At 60.3% G+C, this 15,498-nt stretch carries 14 protein-coding genes; 8 read left to right on the top strand and 6 right to left on the bottom strand.

The annotated features are described in order from the left end of the window. Nucleotides 1-382: 382 nt before the first annotated feature. Both HMPREF3120_RS07930 and HMPREF3120_RS07925 read right to left on the bottom strand, forming a co-directional pair. Nucleotides 383-1,135, bottom strand: coding sequence for a hypothetical protein (locus HMPREF3120_RS07930; protein ID WP_083284841.1), 753 nt, complete (start codon nucleotides 1,133-1,135; stop codon nucleotides 383-385). Beyond that, nucleotides 1,135-2,199 (bottom strand): ROK family transcriptional regulator, encoded by a 1,065-nt coding sequence (locus HMPREF3120_RS07925; protein WP_070451997.1) that lies wholly within the window; start codon nucleotides 2,197-2,199, stop codon nucleotides 1,135-1,137. Before HMPREF3120_RS07925 ends, HMPREF3120_RS07930 begins: the two co-directional genes overlap by 1 nt. 67 nt (nucleotides 2,200-2,266) lie before the next feature. Here HMPREF3120_RS07925 and HMPREF3120_RS07920 point away from each other — a divergent pair, with 67 nt between their 5' ends. After that, a complete protein-coding gene (locus HMPREF3120_RS07920; RefSeq protein WP_246815447.1) occupies nucleotides 2,267-3,898 on the top strand; it encodes a DUF885 domain-containing protein in 1,632 nt (543 codons plus the stop codon). 5 nt (nucleotides 3,899-3,903) lie between these two features. On the opposite strand, the gene HMPREF3120_RS07915 is transcribed toward HMPREF3120_RS07920, so the two are convergent. Continuing rightward, nucleotides 3,904-4,914 (bottom strand): AbrB family transcriptional regulator, encoded by a 1,011-nt coding sequence (locus HMPREF3120_RS07915; RefSeq protein WP_141739406.1) that lies wholly within the window; start codon nucleotides 4,912-4,914, stop codon nucleotides 3,904-3,906. 18 nt (nucleotides 4,915-4,932) lie between these two features. Between HMPREF3120_RS07915 and HMPREF3120_RS07910 the strand changes: the two genes are divergently transcribed. Continuing rightward, nucleotides 4,933-5,682 carry a TSUP family transporter gene (locus HMPREF3120_RS07910; protein ID WP_070451981.1) on the top strand — a complete coding sequence of 250 codons (750 nt, stop codon included), beginning with the start codon at nucleotides 4,933-4,935 and terminating at the stop codon, nucleotides 5,680-5,682. On the opposite strand, the gene HMPREF3120_RS07905 is transcribed toward HMPREF3120_RS07910, so the two are convergent. Further along, nucleotides 5,653-7,020, bottom strand: coding sequence for a basic amino acid/polyamine antiporter (locus HMPREF3120_RS07905; RefSeq protein WP_070451976.1), 1,368 nt, complete (start codon nucleotides 7,018-7,020; stop codon nucleotides 5,653-5,655). The genes HMPREF3120_RS07910 and HMPREF3120_RS07905 overlap by 30 nt on opposite strands. Before the next feature lie 109 nt (nucleotides 7,021-7,129). Here HMPREF3120_RS07905 and HMPREF3120_RS07900 point away from each other — a divergent pair, with 109 nt between their 5' ends. After that, on the top strand, nucleotides 7,130-7,753 hold the full coding sequence (locus HMPREF3120_RS07900) for a Rib/alpha-like domain-containing protein (protein ID WP_210384506.1): 624 nt from the start codon (nucleotides 7,130-7,132) through the stop codon (nucleotides 7,751-7,753). On the opposite strand, the gene HMPREF3120_RS07895 is transcribed toward HMPREF3120_RS07900, so the two are convergent. Beyond that, on the bottom strand, nucleotides 7,731-9,848 hold the full coding sequence (locus tag HMPREF3120_RS07895) for an ATP-dependent RNA helicase (protein ID WP_070452040.1): 2,118 nt from the start codon (nucleotides 9,846-9,848) through the stop codon (nucleotides 7,731-7,733). The genes HMPREF3120_RS07900 and HMPREF3120_RS07895 overlap by 23 nt on opposite strands. Before the next feature lie 25 nt (nucleotides 9,849-9,873). Here HMPREF3120_RS07895 and thpR point away from each other — a divergent pair, with 25 nt between their 5' ends. Next, entirely contained in the window at nucleotides 9,874-10,416 is a 543-nt protein-coding gene (gene thpR / locus HMPREF3120_RS07890; RefSeq protein WP_070451970.1) for an RNA 2',3'-cyclic phosphodiesterase, read from the top strand. 1 nt (nucleotide 10,417) lies between these two features. On the opposite strand, the gene HMPREF3120_RS07885 is transcribed toward thpR, so the two are convergent. Then, nucleotides 10,418-11,983 (bottom strand): HNH endonuclease signature motif containing protein, encoded by a 1,566-nt coding sequence (locus HMPREF3120_RS07885; protein ID WP_141739405.1) that lies wholly within the window; start codon nucleotides 11,981-11,983, stop codon nucleotides 10,418-10,420. A 160-nt stretch (nucleotides 11,984-12,143) separates the two neighbouring features. Between HMPREF3120_RS07885 and HMPREF3120_RS07880 the strand changes: the two genes are divergently transcribed. From HMPREF3120_RS07880 to HMPREF3120_RS11760, 4 genes are all read left to right on the top strand, one after another. Next, nucleotides 12,144-12,452, top strand: coding sequence for an alpha-ketoglutarate-dependent dioxygenase AlkB family protein (locus HMPREF3120_RS07880; RefSeq protein WP_070451964.1), 309 nt, complete (start codon nucleotides 12,144-12,146; stop codon nucleotides 12,450-12,452). Between the two features lie 209 nt (nucleotides 12,453-12,661). Continuing rightward, nucleotides 12,662-13,171: a hypothetical protein gene (locus tag HMPREF3120_RS07875; protein WP_141739404.1), complete on the top strand. Its 510-nt coding sequence runs from the start codon at nucleotides 12,662-12,664 to the stop codon at nucleotides 13,169-13,171. A gap of 750 nt (nucleotides 13,172-13,921) precedes the next feature. Further along, the gene (locus tag HMPREF3120_RS07865) at nucleotides 13,922-15,016 is read left to right on the top strand and encodes a sensor histidine kinase (RefSeq protein WP_070451959.1); all 1,095 of its coding nucleotides are present in this window, start codon (nucleotides 13,922-13,924) and stop codon (nucleotides 15,014-15,016) included. Between the two features lie 181 nt (nucleotides 15,017-15,197). Next, nucleotides 15,198-15,498 (top strand): response regulator transcription factor (locus tag HMPREF3120_RS11760; RefSeq protein ID WP_141739408.1); only part of this gene is annotated, 301 nt, incomplete at its 3' end.

The following is a 15,498-nucleotide window of genomic DNA, read 5'->3' as shown; positions in this document are numbered from 1 at the left end:
CTGAAGCGTCTGAACGGCAAGTGGTCCGACGACAAGAACAGCATGACCGGCCACCTGCACACGTTCCTGAACCCCACCGTGACTCGTGTCGGTTTCGCCGGTGCGGTCACCGCTGAGGGCGAGGCATCGGCTGCGGTGGTGGGATACAAGCCGACCGACGTGGAATCCATGCCGCAGGGTTCCCAGAAGGTGGTTCTGCACCGTCCGGCGGATGGCAACGAAACCCCGAACACCACGCCGAAGAAGTTGGTCTTCGCGGGTGTCGGCGATAAGTCGCCGGACGACGTGCGTCGGACCGTGAGCATTGTGTTGACGGTGCTGTCGATCCTGGCCGCGATTGTGAAGTTCATCGAGCCGTACCTGCGCCCGATCGCCGATAAGTTTATGGGGCGATAGCCTCGGCGACTTGGTCGAGGGCATCCATGGTGTCCTCGTAGCTGCCGTCGGCGCTGCGCGCGCCGATGGCTACCCCAACGTGTTTGATCCAGCCGAGTTGGCGGGTGTGCCAGGAGCCGTCTTCCTCCACGTCTGACCAGCCGCCTTTGAACGGAACCCCCAACTGGCCGAGCCCGTAGGCCTGGTCTTCGGTGATGTTGCGCATGTCCGCCAGGACGGGTTGGGATTGGTCGCGGGTGCTTAAGTAGTGGGCGTATTTAGCCTGGTCGGCGAACGTCCAGCTGGTGGTGCCAAACGCGCCGCGCACGTTGACGTGCGGCCCGGCTTTTTCGATTTCCTCGCCGACGAGTTTGGCGGCTTCGAGGTCGTCGCCCATGCAGTCCCATAGGGCGCGGGCGGAGTCGTTGTCGGACCATTCGATGGAGGCCTGGGTGAAGTCCGCGATGGTGGCGTGGTCGTATTCGCAGTGCCGTTCGGCGGCGCGTGCGATGGGGATTTTGATGGTGGACCAGGCCGGCAGGGTGTCCAGGGAGCCGGCTTGGGTGAGGGTGGTGCCGTCGTAAAGAGCGACGCCCACCTCGGTGTTTGTCGCCTCCTCAATCTTTGCGACGACCCCCTCAAGGCCCTCATACTGCTCCTGCGTCTGCGTCGGTACTGCCTCGGTCTGCAGCGGCTCAACGGGAGCCTCTGCGGAGCAGCCGGCCAGCAGCAGGGGAATAACCCAGGCGACCTTGCGCATTACGCCCCCGCAACCGCCAGGGGCTCGCGAAGCACGTAATCCAACGCCACGGCGCGGGCGATGTCGCGCACGACGTCTTTGTGGCTGGGGATCAGGCGCAGGTCGATGGGCCCGGAGATGTGTTCGCGGACAGTGCGGGCGAAGGGGGCGGAGGCGAGGGGGTCGTCGATAAACGCACTGCCTGCGACAACCACCGTGTTGGGGCAGTGGTCGGAGCACAGCCCAGCCACGAGCGTGCCCAGCCCGCGGGCGCGGTTGTCGAGCGCGGAACGGGTTGCCTCCCCGGCGTCCTCCACCGCCTGGCGCAGGGTGCGGATCGTGGGCACATCGATGGCGTCCAGCAGGCCCTGGGTGGTCAGCTCGCCCTGTTCGACCTCGATGGGGTTGACCCCTTCGGGGCTGGAGATGGCGCAGGCGAGGGAGTCGTCGGCAAACAGCGCCATGACCGACGGGGTGTCCAGGTCTGCGGTGGATTGCATCTCAGAGCCGACAATCGCGCTGGAAATCGAGGTGACCTGCACCGGCACGGAGAACTGCTCGCGCATCTGATCGCCGATGTTCACCCCGTCCCACCCCAGGTTGGGGGCGTAGACGTCGCCGCTGCCGCGCACCGTGCCGGATGTGGTCACGCCCACGGTGGCGAGCGGGCGGCCGACGCTGGTGGTCAGTTTGTTCAGGCCGGCCATGATGTGCTGGATGAAGTCGTCCTCGCTCATACGCGAGACCGGCAGGTCCACGTCCACGCTGCGCAGGGTGCGGCCCTTGAGGTCGAACAGGGCGATGTAGGTGGAGTCGGTGCCCACGGACACACCAGCGTGCGTTTCGGTGGTTTCAGCGAGTTCGAGGGGGATGGTGGGCCGTCCACGGCCTTGGGATTGGGTGAGGTCGTTGCGTTCGGTGACGTATCCGGCGTCGACAAGCGCCGCGATTGCGCGGGTGACAGTGGGCTGGGACAGGCCGGTCGCGCGGACGAGCTCGCTGCGGGAGGTGAGTTCCTGCAGGCGAATGAGGTGCAGGCATTTCGCCGCGGGAGTACGAGGACGAGAAAACGAAGCCCAAGCCATAATGAATATATTTACTGGATGGTGCGACGAATTGTCCATTTGGCCAGCTCCTATACAATCGCCCAGCATGAGCCAACCCATGCGCGAGCCGTCGCTTCTCGACGCCACCTGCGAGGATTTCGTTTACGACCTCGCAGCCATCTCTCCCACGCTGGCAACCCAAATTGGCATCGATGGCCACGACGGCGAATTGCAGGACTTTTCCCCCGAGTACTGGGACCGGGTCGCAGACCGCATGCGCGACCTCATCGCCGACGTTGACGCGTTGAACGACTCCACCGATGACTCCGACGACGAAGACGACTTCGACGACGTAGACAACCTCACAGCCGCCATCCTGCGCGACCGCCTGTGTATGAAGCTCGAGCTTCACCACCGCGGCGAGCTCCTGCGCCAGCTCAACAACATTGCCTCACCGATTCAGGAGATCCGCGACTCGTTCGCGCTGATGCCGCGCGTGACGGAGCAGGACTTCGACGCCATCGCCTCCCGCATGTCCCGCATCCCGGCAGCGCTCGCCGGCTACCGCGAATCCCTGGCAGAGGCTGCCTCTGCCGGCGATGTGGCATCCCACCGCCAGATTGACACCGTGATCAACCAGTGCGAGGCGCTGGGCGAAAGCGACTCCCAACTCGACGAACTGGGCCTCCCGCCGGAGTCCAAGATCGTCGAAGAGGCGAAGGCCGCGTTCACACAGATGGCCGACTGGCTCTCCACCGAACTCGGACCCAAGTCGCCCCACGACGATGCCGTGGGCCGCGAGCGCTACGAACTGTTCGCCGAACTTTTCCACGGCCGCAATGTGGACCTCGACGAGGGCTACGCCTGGGCGCAGGAGGAACTGAAGCGCACCGTCGATAAGCAGAAGCAGATCGCGCGCAAGCTTTACGACGACGACTCCGTCGCCGCCGCATACCGCCACCTGAACCAGGACGAGCGCTACACCATCCACGGCACCGACAACCTCCTGGCCTGGATGAACAGCGTCAACGAAGACGTGGCCAACGTGTTCCCGATCCCCGAGGGCATGCCCCCGGTGGAGTGCGCCATCGACCGCGCCGGCTCCGGCGGTATCTTCTACACCCCGCCAAGCGACGACATGATCCGTCCCGGCACCATGTGGTGGTCCGTCCCGGAAGGCCAGGAGACGTTCCACACCTGGCAGGAGTTGACCACCGTGTTCCACGAGGGCATCCCGGGCCACCACCTGCAGCACGCCTACGCCCTGCTGAACCGCGGCGAGCTGAACATTTGGCGACGCTCCGTCTGCTGGAACTCCGCCCACGGCGAAGGTTGGGCGCTCTACGCCGAGCACCTCATGGATGGCTACCGCGAAGACCTCGGCTACCGCATGGGTCTGCTCGACTCCATGCGTCTGCGTCTCGCGCGCGTGATGGTGGACATCGGCGTACACCTGAAGAAGACCACCCCGGAAGGCACCGGCGTGTGGGACGCCCAATATGCCAAGGCCTTCCTGCGCGACAACACCGCCATGGCGGAAGCCAACCTGGTCTTCGAACTGGACCGCTACATGGGCTGGCCGGGCCAAGCGCCGTCGTACGCGCTGGGCTACAAGGACTGGATTGACCTGCGCGACCAGGCCTTGAGCCGTGGCATGACCCAGGATGAGTTCCACGTGAAGGCCCTGAGTTTGGGTTCGATGCCGATGGACATCCTGGCCCACGCGGTGCTGCACTAGGCCAGTTATTCGATCCGTTTCAGGATCCGCGGGACGAACCCGGCGAAGATCAATACGCAGATCAGTCGGATCAGTTGCAGCGCCACCACGGCTGGCCCCGCGCCACCTTCGGCGGACAGGGCCAGCGCGGTCTCGAGCGCGCCGGGCGTGGTGGCAAGGTAGCCCTCGTGGAAGGTCAGGCCGAGCCACTTGGACACGACCCAGCCGATGCCCGCACAAAACACCATGAGCCCGACGATGTAGGCCATGGTTGCCGGCAGCAGTTTGGAAAACGCCTTCAGCGCGGGCACGGACAGGCCGCCGCCGCACATCCAGCCAAGCGCTAGGAATGCCGTAATGCTCAGTGGTTCCGGGGGAACAATGGTGAAGTCCGCGAACGACCCAACCAGTACCGTGACCAGCATCGGCCCGAAAATGGACGGGTTGGGCAGCCGCAGCAATTTGCCCAGCGGGATACCAACACCGATCAACCCCGGGACCAGCAGCCACATCCACCAATAGGGCTTAAGGTGAGTGACCTCACTGGCGGCGGGCGCATCCAAAAATGACACCACCACCGGCAGTGTTATCGACACCGTCAGCAACCGCAGGTACTGGCTCAGGCTGACGTAGCGCATGTCCGCCCCTAGGTCTCGCGCGAGCGCCGGCATCAGCGACGCCCCACCAGGCAGCAGCGACAGCACACCCGTCTTCCTGGAAACGCCATGGTTCGCCAACACCAAACCACCGAAGAACGCCACTGCAATCACCAACACCGCCGCGATGAGGCCAGGGACCAAGAACGGCAGCAAATCACCCGGTGGAATACCTACCAGCGGCAGCGCCGCCACCACGCCAATCACACCGCGGGCAAGGGTGAACAGGTGCTCGTTGATCCGCAGGTCACGCTCAGTGACAATCGCGACCGTTCCAGCACCAACGATCCCGGCGAGAATCCATGCGGCCGGCACGTGCAGGTAGGTAAACGCCAGACCACACAACACCGACAATGGGGCGGCGACGATCCAACGGTTCATGTGGGGCATAGTAGTCGCATGCTCGCCTTTCTTATCGCTGCCTCTGCGTTCGCCGGCTGGATCGATGCAGTGATCGGCGGCGGTGGCCTCGTGCTCATTCCGATCCTCATGGCGACGACCGGCATGCCCGCCGCATCCGTGCTCGCCACCAACAAGGTCGCAGCGATCAGTGGCACCGCATCGGCCGCAGTGTCGCTCGTGCGTCGCGTTGGGGTGCCCAAGTTCACGTGGATTTATGCCCTCATCGCAGGCATTTCCGCCGCGCTTGGAGCGACTGCAGTTTCGCTTATCGACGACTCCATCGCCAACCCGATCATCATCACCCTCCTAATCGCCGTGGGCATCTTCGTGGTGGTCAAACCGACGTTTGGGACGACCGGGGAGAGAAGGGTGTCGTCGATAAGAATTGCTCTGGGAGTCGCAGCAGCGGCGCTGATCGGCGCCTACGACGGCATCTTCGGCCCGGGCACCGGCATGTTTTTGATCATGGCGTTCACCGCCATTTTCACGCAGCAGTTTCTCCAATCCGCGGCGATGGCCAAGGTGGTCAACACCGCCACGAACCTCGGCGCGCTGATTGTCTTTGGCGTGGGTGGCTACATCGATTGGAAACTGGCGCTGATTCTGGCTGTTGCCAACGTGATCGGCGCGCAGATCGGCACGAGAACGGTGCTCAAGGGCGGCTCCAAACTGGTGCGCGTCGCCCTGCTCATCCTCGTGGTGGTGCTGTGCGTGAAACTACTCAAGGACCAGGGAGCCATTGGCTAGGCCATAAATGGCCGCAACCGCACCGACCAGCACCAACGCCACAACGAACCACTCAAAGGTGTTGAAGGAACGCTCGTTGTTGGCGCGCCGGGTAGCAACGTACGGCACCATGCCCGGCACCACCGCCAGCGCGCCCAACAGCACGTATACCGGGTCCGCCGCGTAAATCAGCCATAGCGAGTACACCGAACCGATCAACCCCACCACCAAGTGAACGTGATGATCACGCGCGATGAGCACCAGGTAGATAGAGGAGAAGATGTAGGGCAGCAGGTACATGATCGGGGCCAACTGCACCATGCCGTTATACGACGCCGCCGAGACGAAGAACACGACCACGAACAGCTGGATCACGATGGTGGACAGGACCTGGGCGTTCTTGGTCGTCGCCAATCGCTTGGGCAACAACCCATCGCGGGCCATCATCACAATCGGCTCGGCGCACAGCATCTGCCACGACACGTACGCACCCAGCACCGACAAGCACAGACCGATAGAGACCAGCGCGCCACCCCACGGGCCGACAACTGCCTCAAGCACGGCACCCATCGAGTTGTCCGGCAGCGCCGCCAACTCTTCCTGGCTGAGCACACCGTAGGACAGGGTGGACACCGCCACGAGCAGGGCCAACACCGACAGGAAGCCGATGATGGTCGCACGGCCCACATCGCTGCGGCGGCGAGCCTGCTTGGAGTACACCGACGCGCCCTCGATACCGATGAACACCCACACCGTGTACAGCATGATGCCCTTCAACTGAGCGCTAAACGGTGCGCTGTTGGCGTTGCCCCAGAAGTCGGTGGTGAAGCGGTCCCACGAGAAGCCTAGGAACGCCACCAGCACAATAAACGCCAGGATGGGTACGAGTTTTGCCACGGTGGTGACCACGTTCATCACCGCCGCCTGCTTCAGGCCGCGCGTCAGCCCCCACAGGATCAGCCAGCTCATTGCGGACACCGCGATTGCCAACACCCAGCGGTTCTGCAGCACCGGCACATAGTGGCTCAGTGTGCCGAAGAACAAGGTGGCATACCCAACCTGGGCCATCACCGAGCCGAGCCAGTAGCCCCAACCTGCGGTAAATCCGATGAAGTCACCCAAGCCGGCGCGCACGTAGGCGTACACGCCGGAGTCCAGGTGGGGTTTCCTCACCGCCAGGATCTGGAACACGAAAGCAATGGACAACATGCCGACACCGGCAATTGCCCAACCAACAAGCATCGCTCCGGGGCTCGCGACCGAGCCGATGTTTTGGGGGAGCGCGAAAATGCCGGAACCAATGGTCGATCCGATGATGAGGGAGACCAGCGTCCAGACCGAAACGGTGCGCTTTGTCATGGCGACTAACACTACCCCAGGGGTTGTCTACTACAATCATCAATCGATACAGAACGTTTAAAGCATAAACAACTGAGGGAGGCGGCAAATGCGCAAGAAAATTGCGGCAATGACATGTGCCATTGCACTGTCGTTGGCAACCGTTTCCCCAGCGTATGCCGATGACGGATACAAACAAACAGCAGTCGTGCCGGGCCTGACCGCCACCATCGAGGCACCCCTGCCCATCGGCGAAGCCTGGTACGAAGCCGAAGACTTACCGCGTTGGGCAACCTTGAACCCCGACGGTTCCATCCACCTCACGCCGGGGGAGGGGGTTACCCCCGGTGTGTACGAGTGGCCCGTCCGCGCAGTGCTTGCCGACGAGACCGAGCGAGTCTTCTCCGTCCGCGTCACCATCAGCAAGGACGCTTCGACCGACCTCAACCAGGAAGGCGCGATCCTCGACGCACTCGTCGAATACGCCCCCGAGGTCTCCCCGAAGTGCTCCGCTACCGCCATCGGCGTCGGCCTGCCACTGCTCGTGCTGCTGCCGCTTGGGTTCGCCTCCCAGATGAGCCTGCCGCTGGTCGCGCGTCAGAACGACCTCAACCTGGTCGTCGAGAACGCCCTGAGCGTCGATCTGAAACTTCGGGACCTCAACTCCCGCGACGTTGACCTCGGCATCGCCGCCATCCTCGCCGTCGCAGGCCTCGCTGGCGCAGGCGCGATTATTTCCCAGTGTGTGAAGTAGGGTCCTCCGGCCACGCGTGCTTGGGGTAGCGGCCCCGCATCTCCTTGCGCACCTGCTGGTACGGCCCCGCCCAAAAACTGTCCAGGTCATCCGTCACCGCAAGCGGCCTACCCGCAGGCGACAGCAGGTGGTACAGCACCTTCACACCCGCGACTGTTTGGCCGTTTTTGCCAAACATGTGCTGCAGTTTCACCCGCTTCACCGGCCTGCCAGACGCATACTCAAACTCCTTCGGCGCCACCTGGTCCAACTCCGCAACCTGCTTCCAATCCAGTTGCCGCAACATCGCCGCCCGCATATCGCAATTGCCTATCGACGACCCCCTCGCCACCTCGGAAACCTCAACCGAATAGTCCCCTTCGCTCACATCCGGCCACCCAAGGGTGGCGTGCAGGAAGTCCAGCCGTTCCTTCAGGTGCTGCTCCTTGTCGTTGAGCGGGAAGTCCTCAAACCGCAGGTGGGTGAGCGCTTCCGCTGCCTCGTCCGGGTCCAGTTTGATCGGGGTGGAGGAGAGCTCAATCGCACCGACGGAGGTGACGAGCCGGCCGCGTACCTTGTCGTCGACAAGCATTGCTCTCTTGGTCTCGACCACTCTGTCCTGCGGAAACGCAATCGGTTCGGCATCTCGGATGATCACCTGTGTCGGTGTGCGCTGGATCTCCGCTGCCGCGATCCACTCACTATGCGAGTTGAACTTCGCGCGCGTCCCCGACGCCAACAGGTACTCGCCCTCACCGACCTTCTTCGCGATCCACTGCGGAAACGCCGCCGCAATCACCTCGCCGGGGTCCACCGGGCCTTTGTCGTCGACAAGCCTGCGCAGCCGCTTCGTATCCACCTCACCAGCAAGCCGCGCGATCGTGCCCGCTGCCTGCGAACCGAACGTCAACAGTGCCGCGCCCAGCCGCGGATCCAGCGGGAAACTGGCCAACCTCTTGCCAAAATCGGTGATTTTTCCGTTGCTTAGCGCCCCAATCGCCTCCAGATTCTGCTCCGCCTCCGTGTAGTCCTTCGGCTGATCCAACAGTGGCAAGTCCGGCGACGCCCACGCCTTCATAGTCAGCAGCGCACCCGTCAGATCCGCCGTGAGGATCTCGGGTGTGATGTCCGCCTGGAAGTTGGCGTAATCGTCGCGCGAAAACACCCGCACCACCTCGCCCGGCCCGAGCCTGCCCGCACGACCAGCACGCTGATCCGCACTCGTCTTCGCCTCCGACACCGTAACCAGGCCAGTCATGCCCCTGTTATCTCTCTTGGGCACCCTGGACAGTCCGGCGTCCACCACCTTGCGCACGCCCGGCACAGTTATCGACGACTCCGCCACCGACGTCGCCACAACCACCCTCGCCGGCCCATTTAGCGCCTCATCCTGCTCCTTGCTGCTCTGCCTCCCATGGAGGGGGACCGCATCGTCCAGGAACCCGCACACCAAATCCACCTCGCGCACACCCGGCACAAATACCAAGGTCCGCTCCGTGCCGTGCGTCTGTTGCGCCACGTGTTTGTAGAACTCGCGCGTTCCCCGGATCCTGTCCGGGTGGGGCGCATACGTGATGTCCAGTGGGTGCGTCACCGCCTCCGTGGACAGGACCTGCGCGCCCATATGGTCGGCAAACTTCTGTGCGTCCAGGGTGGCGGACATGGCGGTGAGGTAGAGGTCGTCGCGAAGCAGCGCGACCTCCATACACATCGCCAACACCAAATCCGTGTCCAGTTGGCGCTCGTGCACCTCGTCGATCACCACCGCACCGACCCCCTCCAAACCGGGGTCCTTGAGCAGGCGATTCAACAACACCCCGGGGGTTACGAACTCCACCTCGGAGCCATCCTTGTGCTCCCCGCGGATGGAGTAGCCGACTTTGGTGCCGAGAGGCGTGCCGTCGAGAAACGCAAGCCTCCTCGCCGCCGACCGCACCGCCACCCTCCTTGGCGCCGTGACCAGCGTCTTTCCTGCAATGTTTGCGATCGCCGGCGGGATCAACGTCGTCTTGCCCGTACCCGGTGGCGCTTCCACCACAAGGGGACCGTGGTGGGGGATCTTGTCCACGACTTGCGACACCGGAAGGTCGCGGCCGATTTTCGCCAGGTCGAACATGGCAATCCAGGGTAGCGTGTGGGTCATGAGACGCCTCTTCGCAGCGATCGTCCCACCCGACGAAGTCCGCGAACACCTCATCACCGCCCTGCGCCCCATCCGGGACTTCTCCGGCACCGAAGTGCGCTGGTCCGACCCCGACAATTGGCACATCACGCTGGCGTTTTACGGCAACCAACCCAACGACGCCGACCTGGTCACCGATCATCTCTCCCAAGCGACTGCCTTCACTCGGCCCCTCCGCTTGCATCTGCGGGGCGCCGGCTGCTTCGAACGCCGCACCATGTGGATCGGCGTCGGCGGCGACAAAGCGCCCCTGAAAGACCTCATGGCAGACTGCCAACTTGACCCAGATGCCCGCCGCCGCCAACGTGCGCATCTCACCGTCGCCCGCACCGGGACGCGAACTCGGGACCCATTGCTTCTCGACGACCACGCCCACGCCCTCGCCATCTACACCGGACCAGAATTCGCCGTCGACGAAGTGCTCCTGCTCGAGTCCCACCTGGGCAAGGGGAGAAGTGGCGGGCCGAAATACGACGTGGTGGACAAGTTCTACCTGCGGTGATCTACGTTGCCAGCCCAAAGTTGTCCCCATCGATATCAAGCACCAGGTTTTTAAGGTCATCAAATCTGAATCTGCGAGCGAAGTAAGGCAGATCAATCTTTGGTTGTTCGTGGAACGGGTTTTCCTCTGGGTAGTAGTCTTCCGGGTCTGGGAACGGCGGTTCCTCGTCGTCCGGTTCTGGAGGGAGTGGCTCTTCCCACGGCATTTCGGGTGCGAACGGGAACACCATGCTGTATTCCTGTTCCAACTCCTCGATCGCGGTGGTGGCTGCTTCTTCGTCGAGGGTGTCGTCGAAAATGTCCATGATTCGGTGGCCTTTGGCGTAGAACTCGGCGGCGTGGGCACGGTTTTTACGCACGTTGGCCAGGCTGGACTTCCACCGCGGGTTCGTCGGAGTGACTTGCTCGTGGAGGAGGCCTTCCGGCGTGCAGATTTCGTATGTTCCGTCCGCGAAAAGCCAGACGATGTCACCGGTGACCGGATCGGGAATGTAGAACCCGCGACGATCCGTTTTCAGATTGTGGTGGTGTTGGCACAGTGCGAATAGGTTGTCCACTGTCGTTTCGCCACCTTCGCCGTAAGGGATGCGGTGGTCGAGCTGGCACTGCTGAGCGGCGCGGTTGCAGCCAGGGTAAATGCAGGTGCCGTCACGGGCGATGACAGCGTGGCGCATCGCCTCGTTCGGTGCGTAGCCGCTTAGTTTCTGTACGGCTGCTGCGTCGAGGTCGCGTTCGACGTGGTCGGTGGACGCCAACCAGTCTTCAAAGGCTGCGGTGGTTTCAGCATCGGTCCAACCCAAGCCTGGCAGAAAAACCGGGTCACCTTCCTCACGGTCTTTCGGGCTGTACACGTTGAGCACCGGTGTGACGGATGCGCCCGCGATTTCACCGGACAGCAGCTTCAATGCGGCCTCGGGCATGCTGATGCCATGTTCGCGGGCGACAGCCTTCACACTTGCGCCGACGCGACCTGCGGCGATTGGGTTGGTGAATATCTCTATCGACGCGCGGTCCTCTCCACCGAATGAGAAGCAGTCGATCCGGAACGTGTCGCTAGTGTCCTTTTCGCGTTCATCGCGCTTCTTTGCGTTGTACCCGCGCGACTTGTCCAGACGTTTAATTGCAGCGCGGATGCGGTCGGTGACAGTCTTGCGTTGCGGAACCTGCTGGTTGTTGCGCTTGGGGGTAAAGGTGTCGACCAGGATCTCGTCGATAAGCGCGAGTGCTTCCTCGTCTGGATCTGGGCCGAGCTCCTCGATCGCGGTATATGCAGCGGTCAGGTGGCCGATGTCCATCACCCGTGTGTTGCTCTGTAGCGCGCGAAGCCGTGGAAGTTCTTGTAGGACTGCATGTCCGAGGATCGCGTTCTTTACAAACCCTTTGTTCCAACTGGTGGCCGTTTGCACCTTCTCAACAGTGAGGTCGAAATCATCCACCTCGAGGCCCGGATATGCGTACTCGCCGAACATTGTCCAGTAAATATCGCGAATCATTTGAGCGTTTCGGCTGTCTGGATCATCTGGTCGCTGACTGCGGAAAATTTTCGGTGGTGCGGTTGCCGTTGTCATGGTCCCCCCTTTCGTCTATGGTGCTATAGTATCGAACAAACAAGCGATACGCAAGGGGGTATAACGGAATAATGAAGAATAAAGAGTTCAGGTGTTCGAACATCCTGGGTGGCTATTTTGAAGATCATATAAAACGGCCACGACACGGTATGTTGGGCAGATGCTTTTCGACGCCACCGTGATCCCGCGCAAGCCACACCAGGTGATGCCTGGGGTGGTGCATCTACCTGCGTTTTTCACCTCTGATGAGCAGCGGGAAATTATCGAACAAGCGCGCGAATTAGCGAGGTCGGTTGCCGGCACGCCGGTGGCGATGCGCCAACCACGGGTAGGCAAAGGGCAGATAGATGCGTGGATGCTGTCGCTCGGGTGGTTCTGGGCGAATTCTTTAACCACTGATCTGTTTCCCACCACTCCCTGGGGCGCCAACGGCGACAGCGTCAAGTTGTTTTTGAGCCGAAAAGACTAAGGCGCTCCAAAAAAGAGTGCAACCTTTGGAACCACTGTGGATACTAAAGTTCCAGAAGTGATCTGAGCTATTGCCCTTTCTGCAGGTAGGCGGTTAGTTTCAAAAGTGTCTCCAATCCAGTCCACCACTAGAGAGGTACTATGTTTTTTCACCGTAATCGTGTCCTCGCAGGGGCAGTCACGCTGACAATTGCATGCTCGGTCGCGTCAGTGTCAACCGCGTACGCTACTCCGTTACCCACCGACGCCCCCTCTATCAGCACTCAAAAGAGCAATGGTAAAGGGATTTCCACGAAGCATGCAGCGGGCACCAGCACTGAATTTGACCCTGCATTTGCCGAACAGGCACAGCAAATGGAAGCCGACCTGAAAACCATCATGTCTATTCCAGATGAAGTCCTCCTTCAAGGTGATGCTGCTACTCAAACATGGGTCCAGCAAAACCTTGTGACAGGGACACCGGGGGTAACTACTTACGCCAGTGTTCTTGGGTGTACTGGGGCAATTACGGGGATGATCGCAGGTAATTTGGTTGGAGCCGCCAAACTTCTCAAGATAAAGCGCTATATCAAAGAACTTGGAGGAGTGGCGGAAGCCGTTCGCGTCATGTGGGGGGCGAGCTTCAGCTACGAGAAGCTGCAAGCTCTCGGTGGAGCTGTCGGTGCACTCGCGGCGGAGCTCGTAGGAATCGCTGGCGTGCAGGAAAAGTGCTTCGACTAGCGCACGCATGTAGCAATAGTTGCACAAGAGGAAGATATGCTCGAAAAACTAGAGTACATAGGGTCTTGTTTGTCAATTGGGGCGGCAGTAGTGGCCATCGTTACGGGGCAGTTCGTCTTAGCGCTTGTTCTCGCAATCATCGGAGTGTGGGGACTAAAGCCAAACAGAAACCTCTCGAAGGCCCAAGAAATCGATTCGAGCCTACCCATCCCCTCAGCGTCTGCAATCAAGCAGTTCCGACAAGACAATCCGGACTTCTCGCTCACCGAATCAATTGTTGAGCTGCAGAAACGAGATGCTAAAAATGGAAAATGCGACCCTATCTAGTTTGCTTATCTTGGGAAAGTTTTACCGCGAAGGTGGCAAATTCCCTGGTTCGGGTACTGCTGGTCGTTGTCCCCCTTTTTGTTGAGGCTCTGGGATGGTGCCAAACAGATAAAACATGGACAGCGCCCCATGGGCTTCAGAATGGGGGTGATCTCTAGCGATGCTGTCTTACACACTGGCCAACGACGAGGGAGAGAATCAAGGAGAGTGGAAAGGTACTTTGGGTCGCGGAACAAACCTAAAGGTGCTCTAGTTTGAAGTGCTATCGCCTCGCTTTTCGATTGGATATCGGGGGTTCTGATCGGCCGGTTCTGGCATCGCTTTTGATTCAACGTCGATAAGTTGATAGTTGAAAATTCGATTGCTGGGTGGCGGGACGAACCGTAACTTTCATGCTTCACTGTTCTTCTATGGTTTCCATCGATGCAACTCTGGGTGCTTAATGTGTTTATTAAGGCGTTTCATTCTGGCCGCGTAGTAATAGCGCTGGTGTTGTGCTTGCTGGCTCTTACTCTGTGGGGCTTGCGCGTTTCGGTAGTCGCACCTGTCGACATTGGCACTGGGGTGCTTTTCTTCTTGCTAGCAGCTACATTGCCTCTGGCGGCATATCGGCCTACTGTCGCCGCTCTGGGGCATCTTGCGCTGTTTGCGGTCGCAAGCTTTTCCGCTCGTTCTCCAGATTTGGTGACGTTGACGTCCGTTCTGATGGTTACTGTAGTTACTGCGCAACGCAGGTATAAGACTGGAGTAGTCCTTGCAGTTTTTACGACACTACTTGGGTTTTACTCCCCGGATAAAAAGTCGTTTAGTGTGGATTCGCAGTCTGTGACCATCTTTAGCCTCATGATGGTTTGCGCATTTGCCGTTGGGTGGTTTATCAACACGGTGAATACAAAAGAAAGGCAACGCCATCTCCAGATACGCCAACGTAAGGCAGAAGTAGCTGGGCTTCTCCATGACACGGTAGCTGCTGATCTAACTGCGCTGATTGTTAGGCTTGAAGCATTGGCGATCGCCACGCCGGAGATAGAGCAAGCTCTACAGAAGTGTGCTACCACAGCGCGTAAGTCAATAGGCGGTATTCGCGCGTTAGTGGACGAGCTCAATGCCCAGGCGATCAATCATCAGCAAGCGACTGTGCCAGCGCTAACCACGACACTGATACAAACTAATCGCGCGCTTCAGGAGGCCGGATTTCATGTTGAATCCACCGCGAATATCAGCGTGGATCCCGGCACTGAGTCTATCGACAAGGCGCTCAGTCGATGTTTGTCTGAGGCCAGTGCCAATATCATCAAGTATGCCGTACCTGATTCCATGGTGAGAATGACTGCAACTGCAGATGCCAAACAAATCATTGTGACTCTCGCTAACACTTATAGACCGGGGCGTGGGCGAGCTGGTTCCAGCCATTTTGGTTTAGTATCTATGCAGCGAACGATTGCCGCCGTAGGCGGAAACATGACACTGGATAGCGCTGACGCCCGTTGGTCGATTACTTTCCATGTCCCCGTCTGAAAGGTTTCGTCGTAAATATGAATTCCGTGATCTCTCTTATGCTTACCGTTAGCCTTGTGGCAGGATCCCCCGTAACAGTCGAGGTACCTCCCGCTGAGAGGAAACCGGTGACTCATACATACCAGATTATTAAGGACTGGCTGGGGTGCAGTAAAGGTCAAACCCATCCTTGGTGTAGTAAATGAGCGCCAGGATCCTCCTTGTTGATGATGATCCCGTAATCCGGGAATCCTTTCCGCTTTACTTCTCTAAAACCCCAGACCTAGAGGTTGTTGCCACCGCCGCGAACGGGCGCTGCGCGCTGACATGGCTCGATAGTCATACCTGTGACGTTGTGTTGTCCGATGTCCGCATGCCCGATATGGATGGAGTCGAATTACTGAAACAGACGAACAGTTTCGATGAACCACCTGTTTTTGTTGTGATGACAGCTTACGACACTGACGACACGATGATTACTTCTCTTGCGCGTGGGGCGTCCG

The organism is Corynebacterium sp. HMSC11D10 (assembly GCF_001806995.1).
Lineage (GTDB): Bacteria > Actinomycetota > Actinomycetes > Mycobacteriales > Mycobacteriaceae > Corynebacterium > Corynebacterium coyleae.
Note: the sequence above shows the minus strand (reverse complement) of the source record. Positions and strands in the feature narration are given on the sequence as shown.

Excerpts from the sequence above, each read along its gene's own strand:
- HMPREF3120_RS07930 (WP_083284841.1), bottom strand. The coding sequence starts at position 1,135 with ATGCGCAAGGTCGCCTGGGTTATTCCCCTGCTGCTGGCCGGCTGCTCC.
- HMPREF3120_RS07925 (WP_070451997.1), bottom strand. The coding sequence starts at position 2,199 with ATGGCTTGGGCTTCGTTTTCTCGTCCTCGTACTCCCGCGGCGAAATGC.
- HMPREF3120_RS07920 (WP_246815447.1), top strand. The coding sequence starts at position 2,267 with ATGAGCCAACCCATGCGCGAGCCGTCGCTTCTCGACGCCACCTGCGAG.
- HMPREF3120_RS07915 (WP_141739406.1), bottom strand. The coding sequence starts at position 4,914 with ATGAACCGTTGGATCGTCGCCGCCCCATTGTCGGTGTTGTGTGGTCTG.
- HMPREF3120_RS07910 (WP_070451981.1), top strand. The coding sequence starts at position 4,933 with ATGCTCGCCTTTCTTATCGCTGCCTCTGCGTTCGCCGGCTGGATCGAT.
- HMPREF3120_RS07905 (WP_070451976.1), bottom strand. The coding sequence starts at position 7,020 with ATGACAAAGCGCACCGTTTCGGTCTGGACGCTGGTCTCCCTCATCATC.
- HMPREF3120_RS07900 (WP_210384506.1), top strand. The coding sequence starts at position 7,130 with ATGACATGTGCCATTGCACTGTCGTTGGCAACCGTTTCCCCAGCGTAT.
- HMPREF3120_RS07895 (WP_070452040.1), bottom strand. The coding sequence starts at position 9,848 with ATGTTCGACCTGGCGAAAATCGGCCGCGACCTTCCGGTGTCGCAAGTC.
- thpR (WP_070451970.1), top strand. The coding sequence starts at position 9,874 with ATGAGACGCCTCTTCGCAGCGATCGTCCCACCCGACGAAGTCCGCGAA.
- HMPREF3120_RS07885 (WP_141739405.1), bottom strand. The coding sequence starts at position 11,983 with ATGACAACGGCAACCGCACCACCGAAAATTTTCCGCAGTCAGCGACCA.
- HMPREF3120_RS07880 (WP_070451964.1), top strand. The coding sequence starts at position 12,144 with ATGCTTTTCGACGCCACCGTGATCCCGCGCAAGCCACACCAGGTGATG.
- HMPREF3120_RS07865 (WP_070451959.1), top strand. The coding sequence starts at position 13,922 with ATGCAACTCTGGGTGCTTAATGTGTTTATTAAGGCGTTTCATTCTGGC.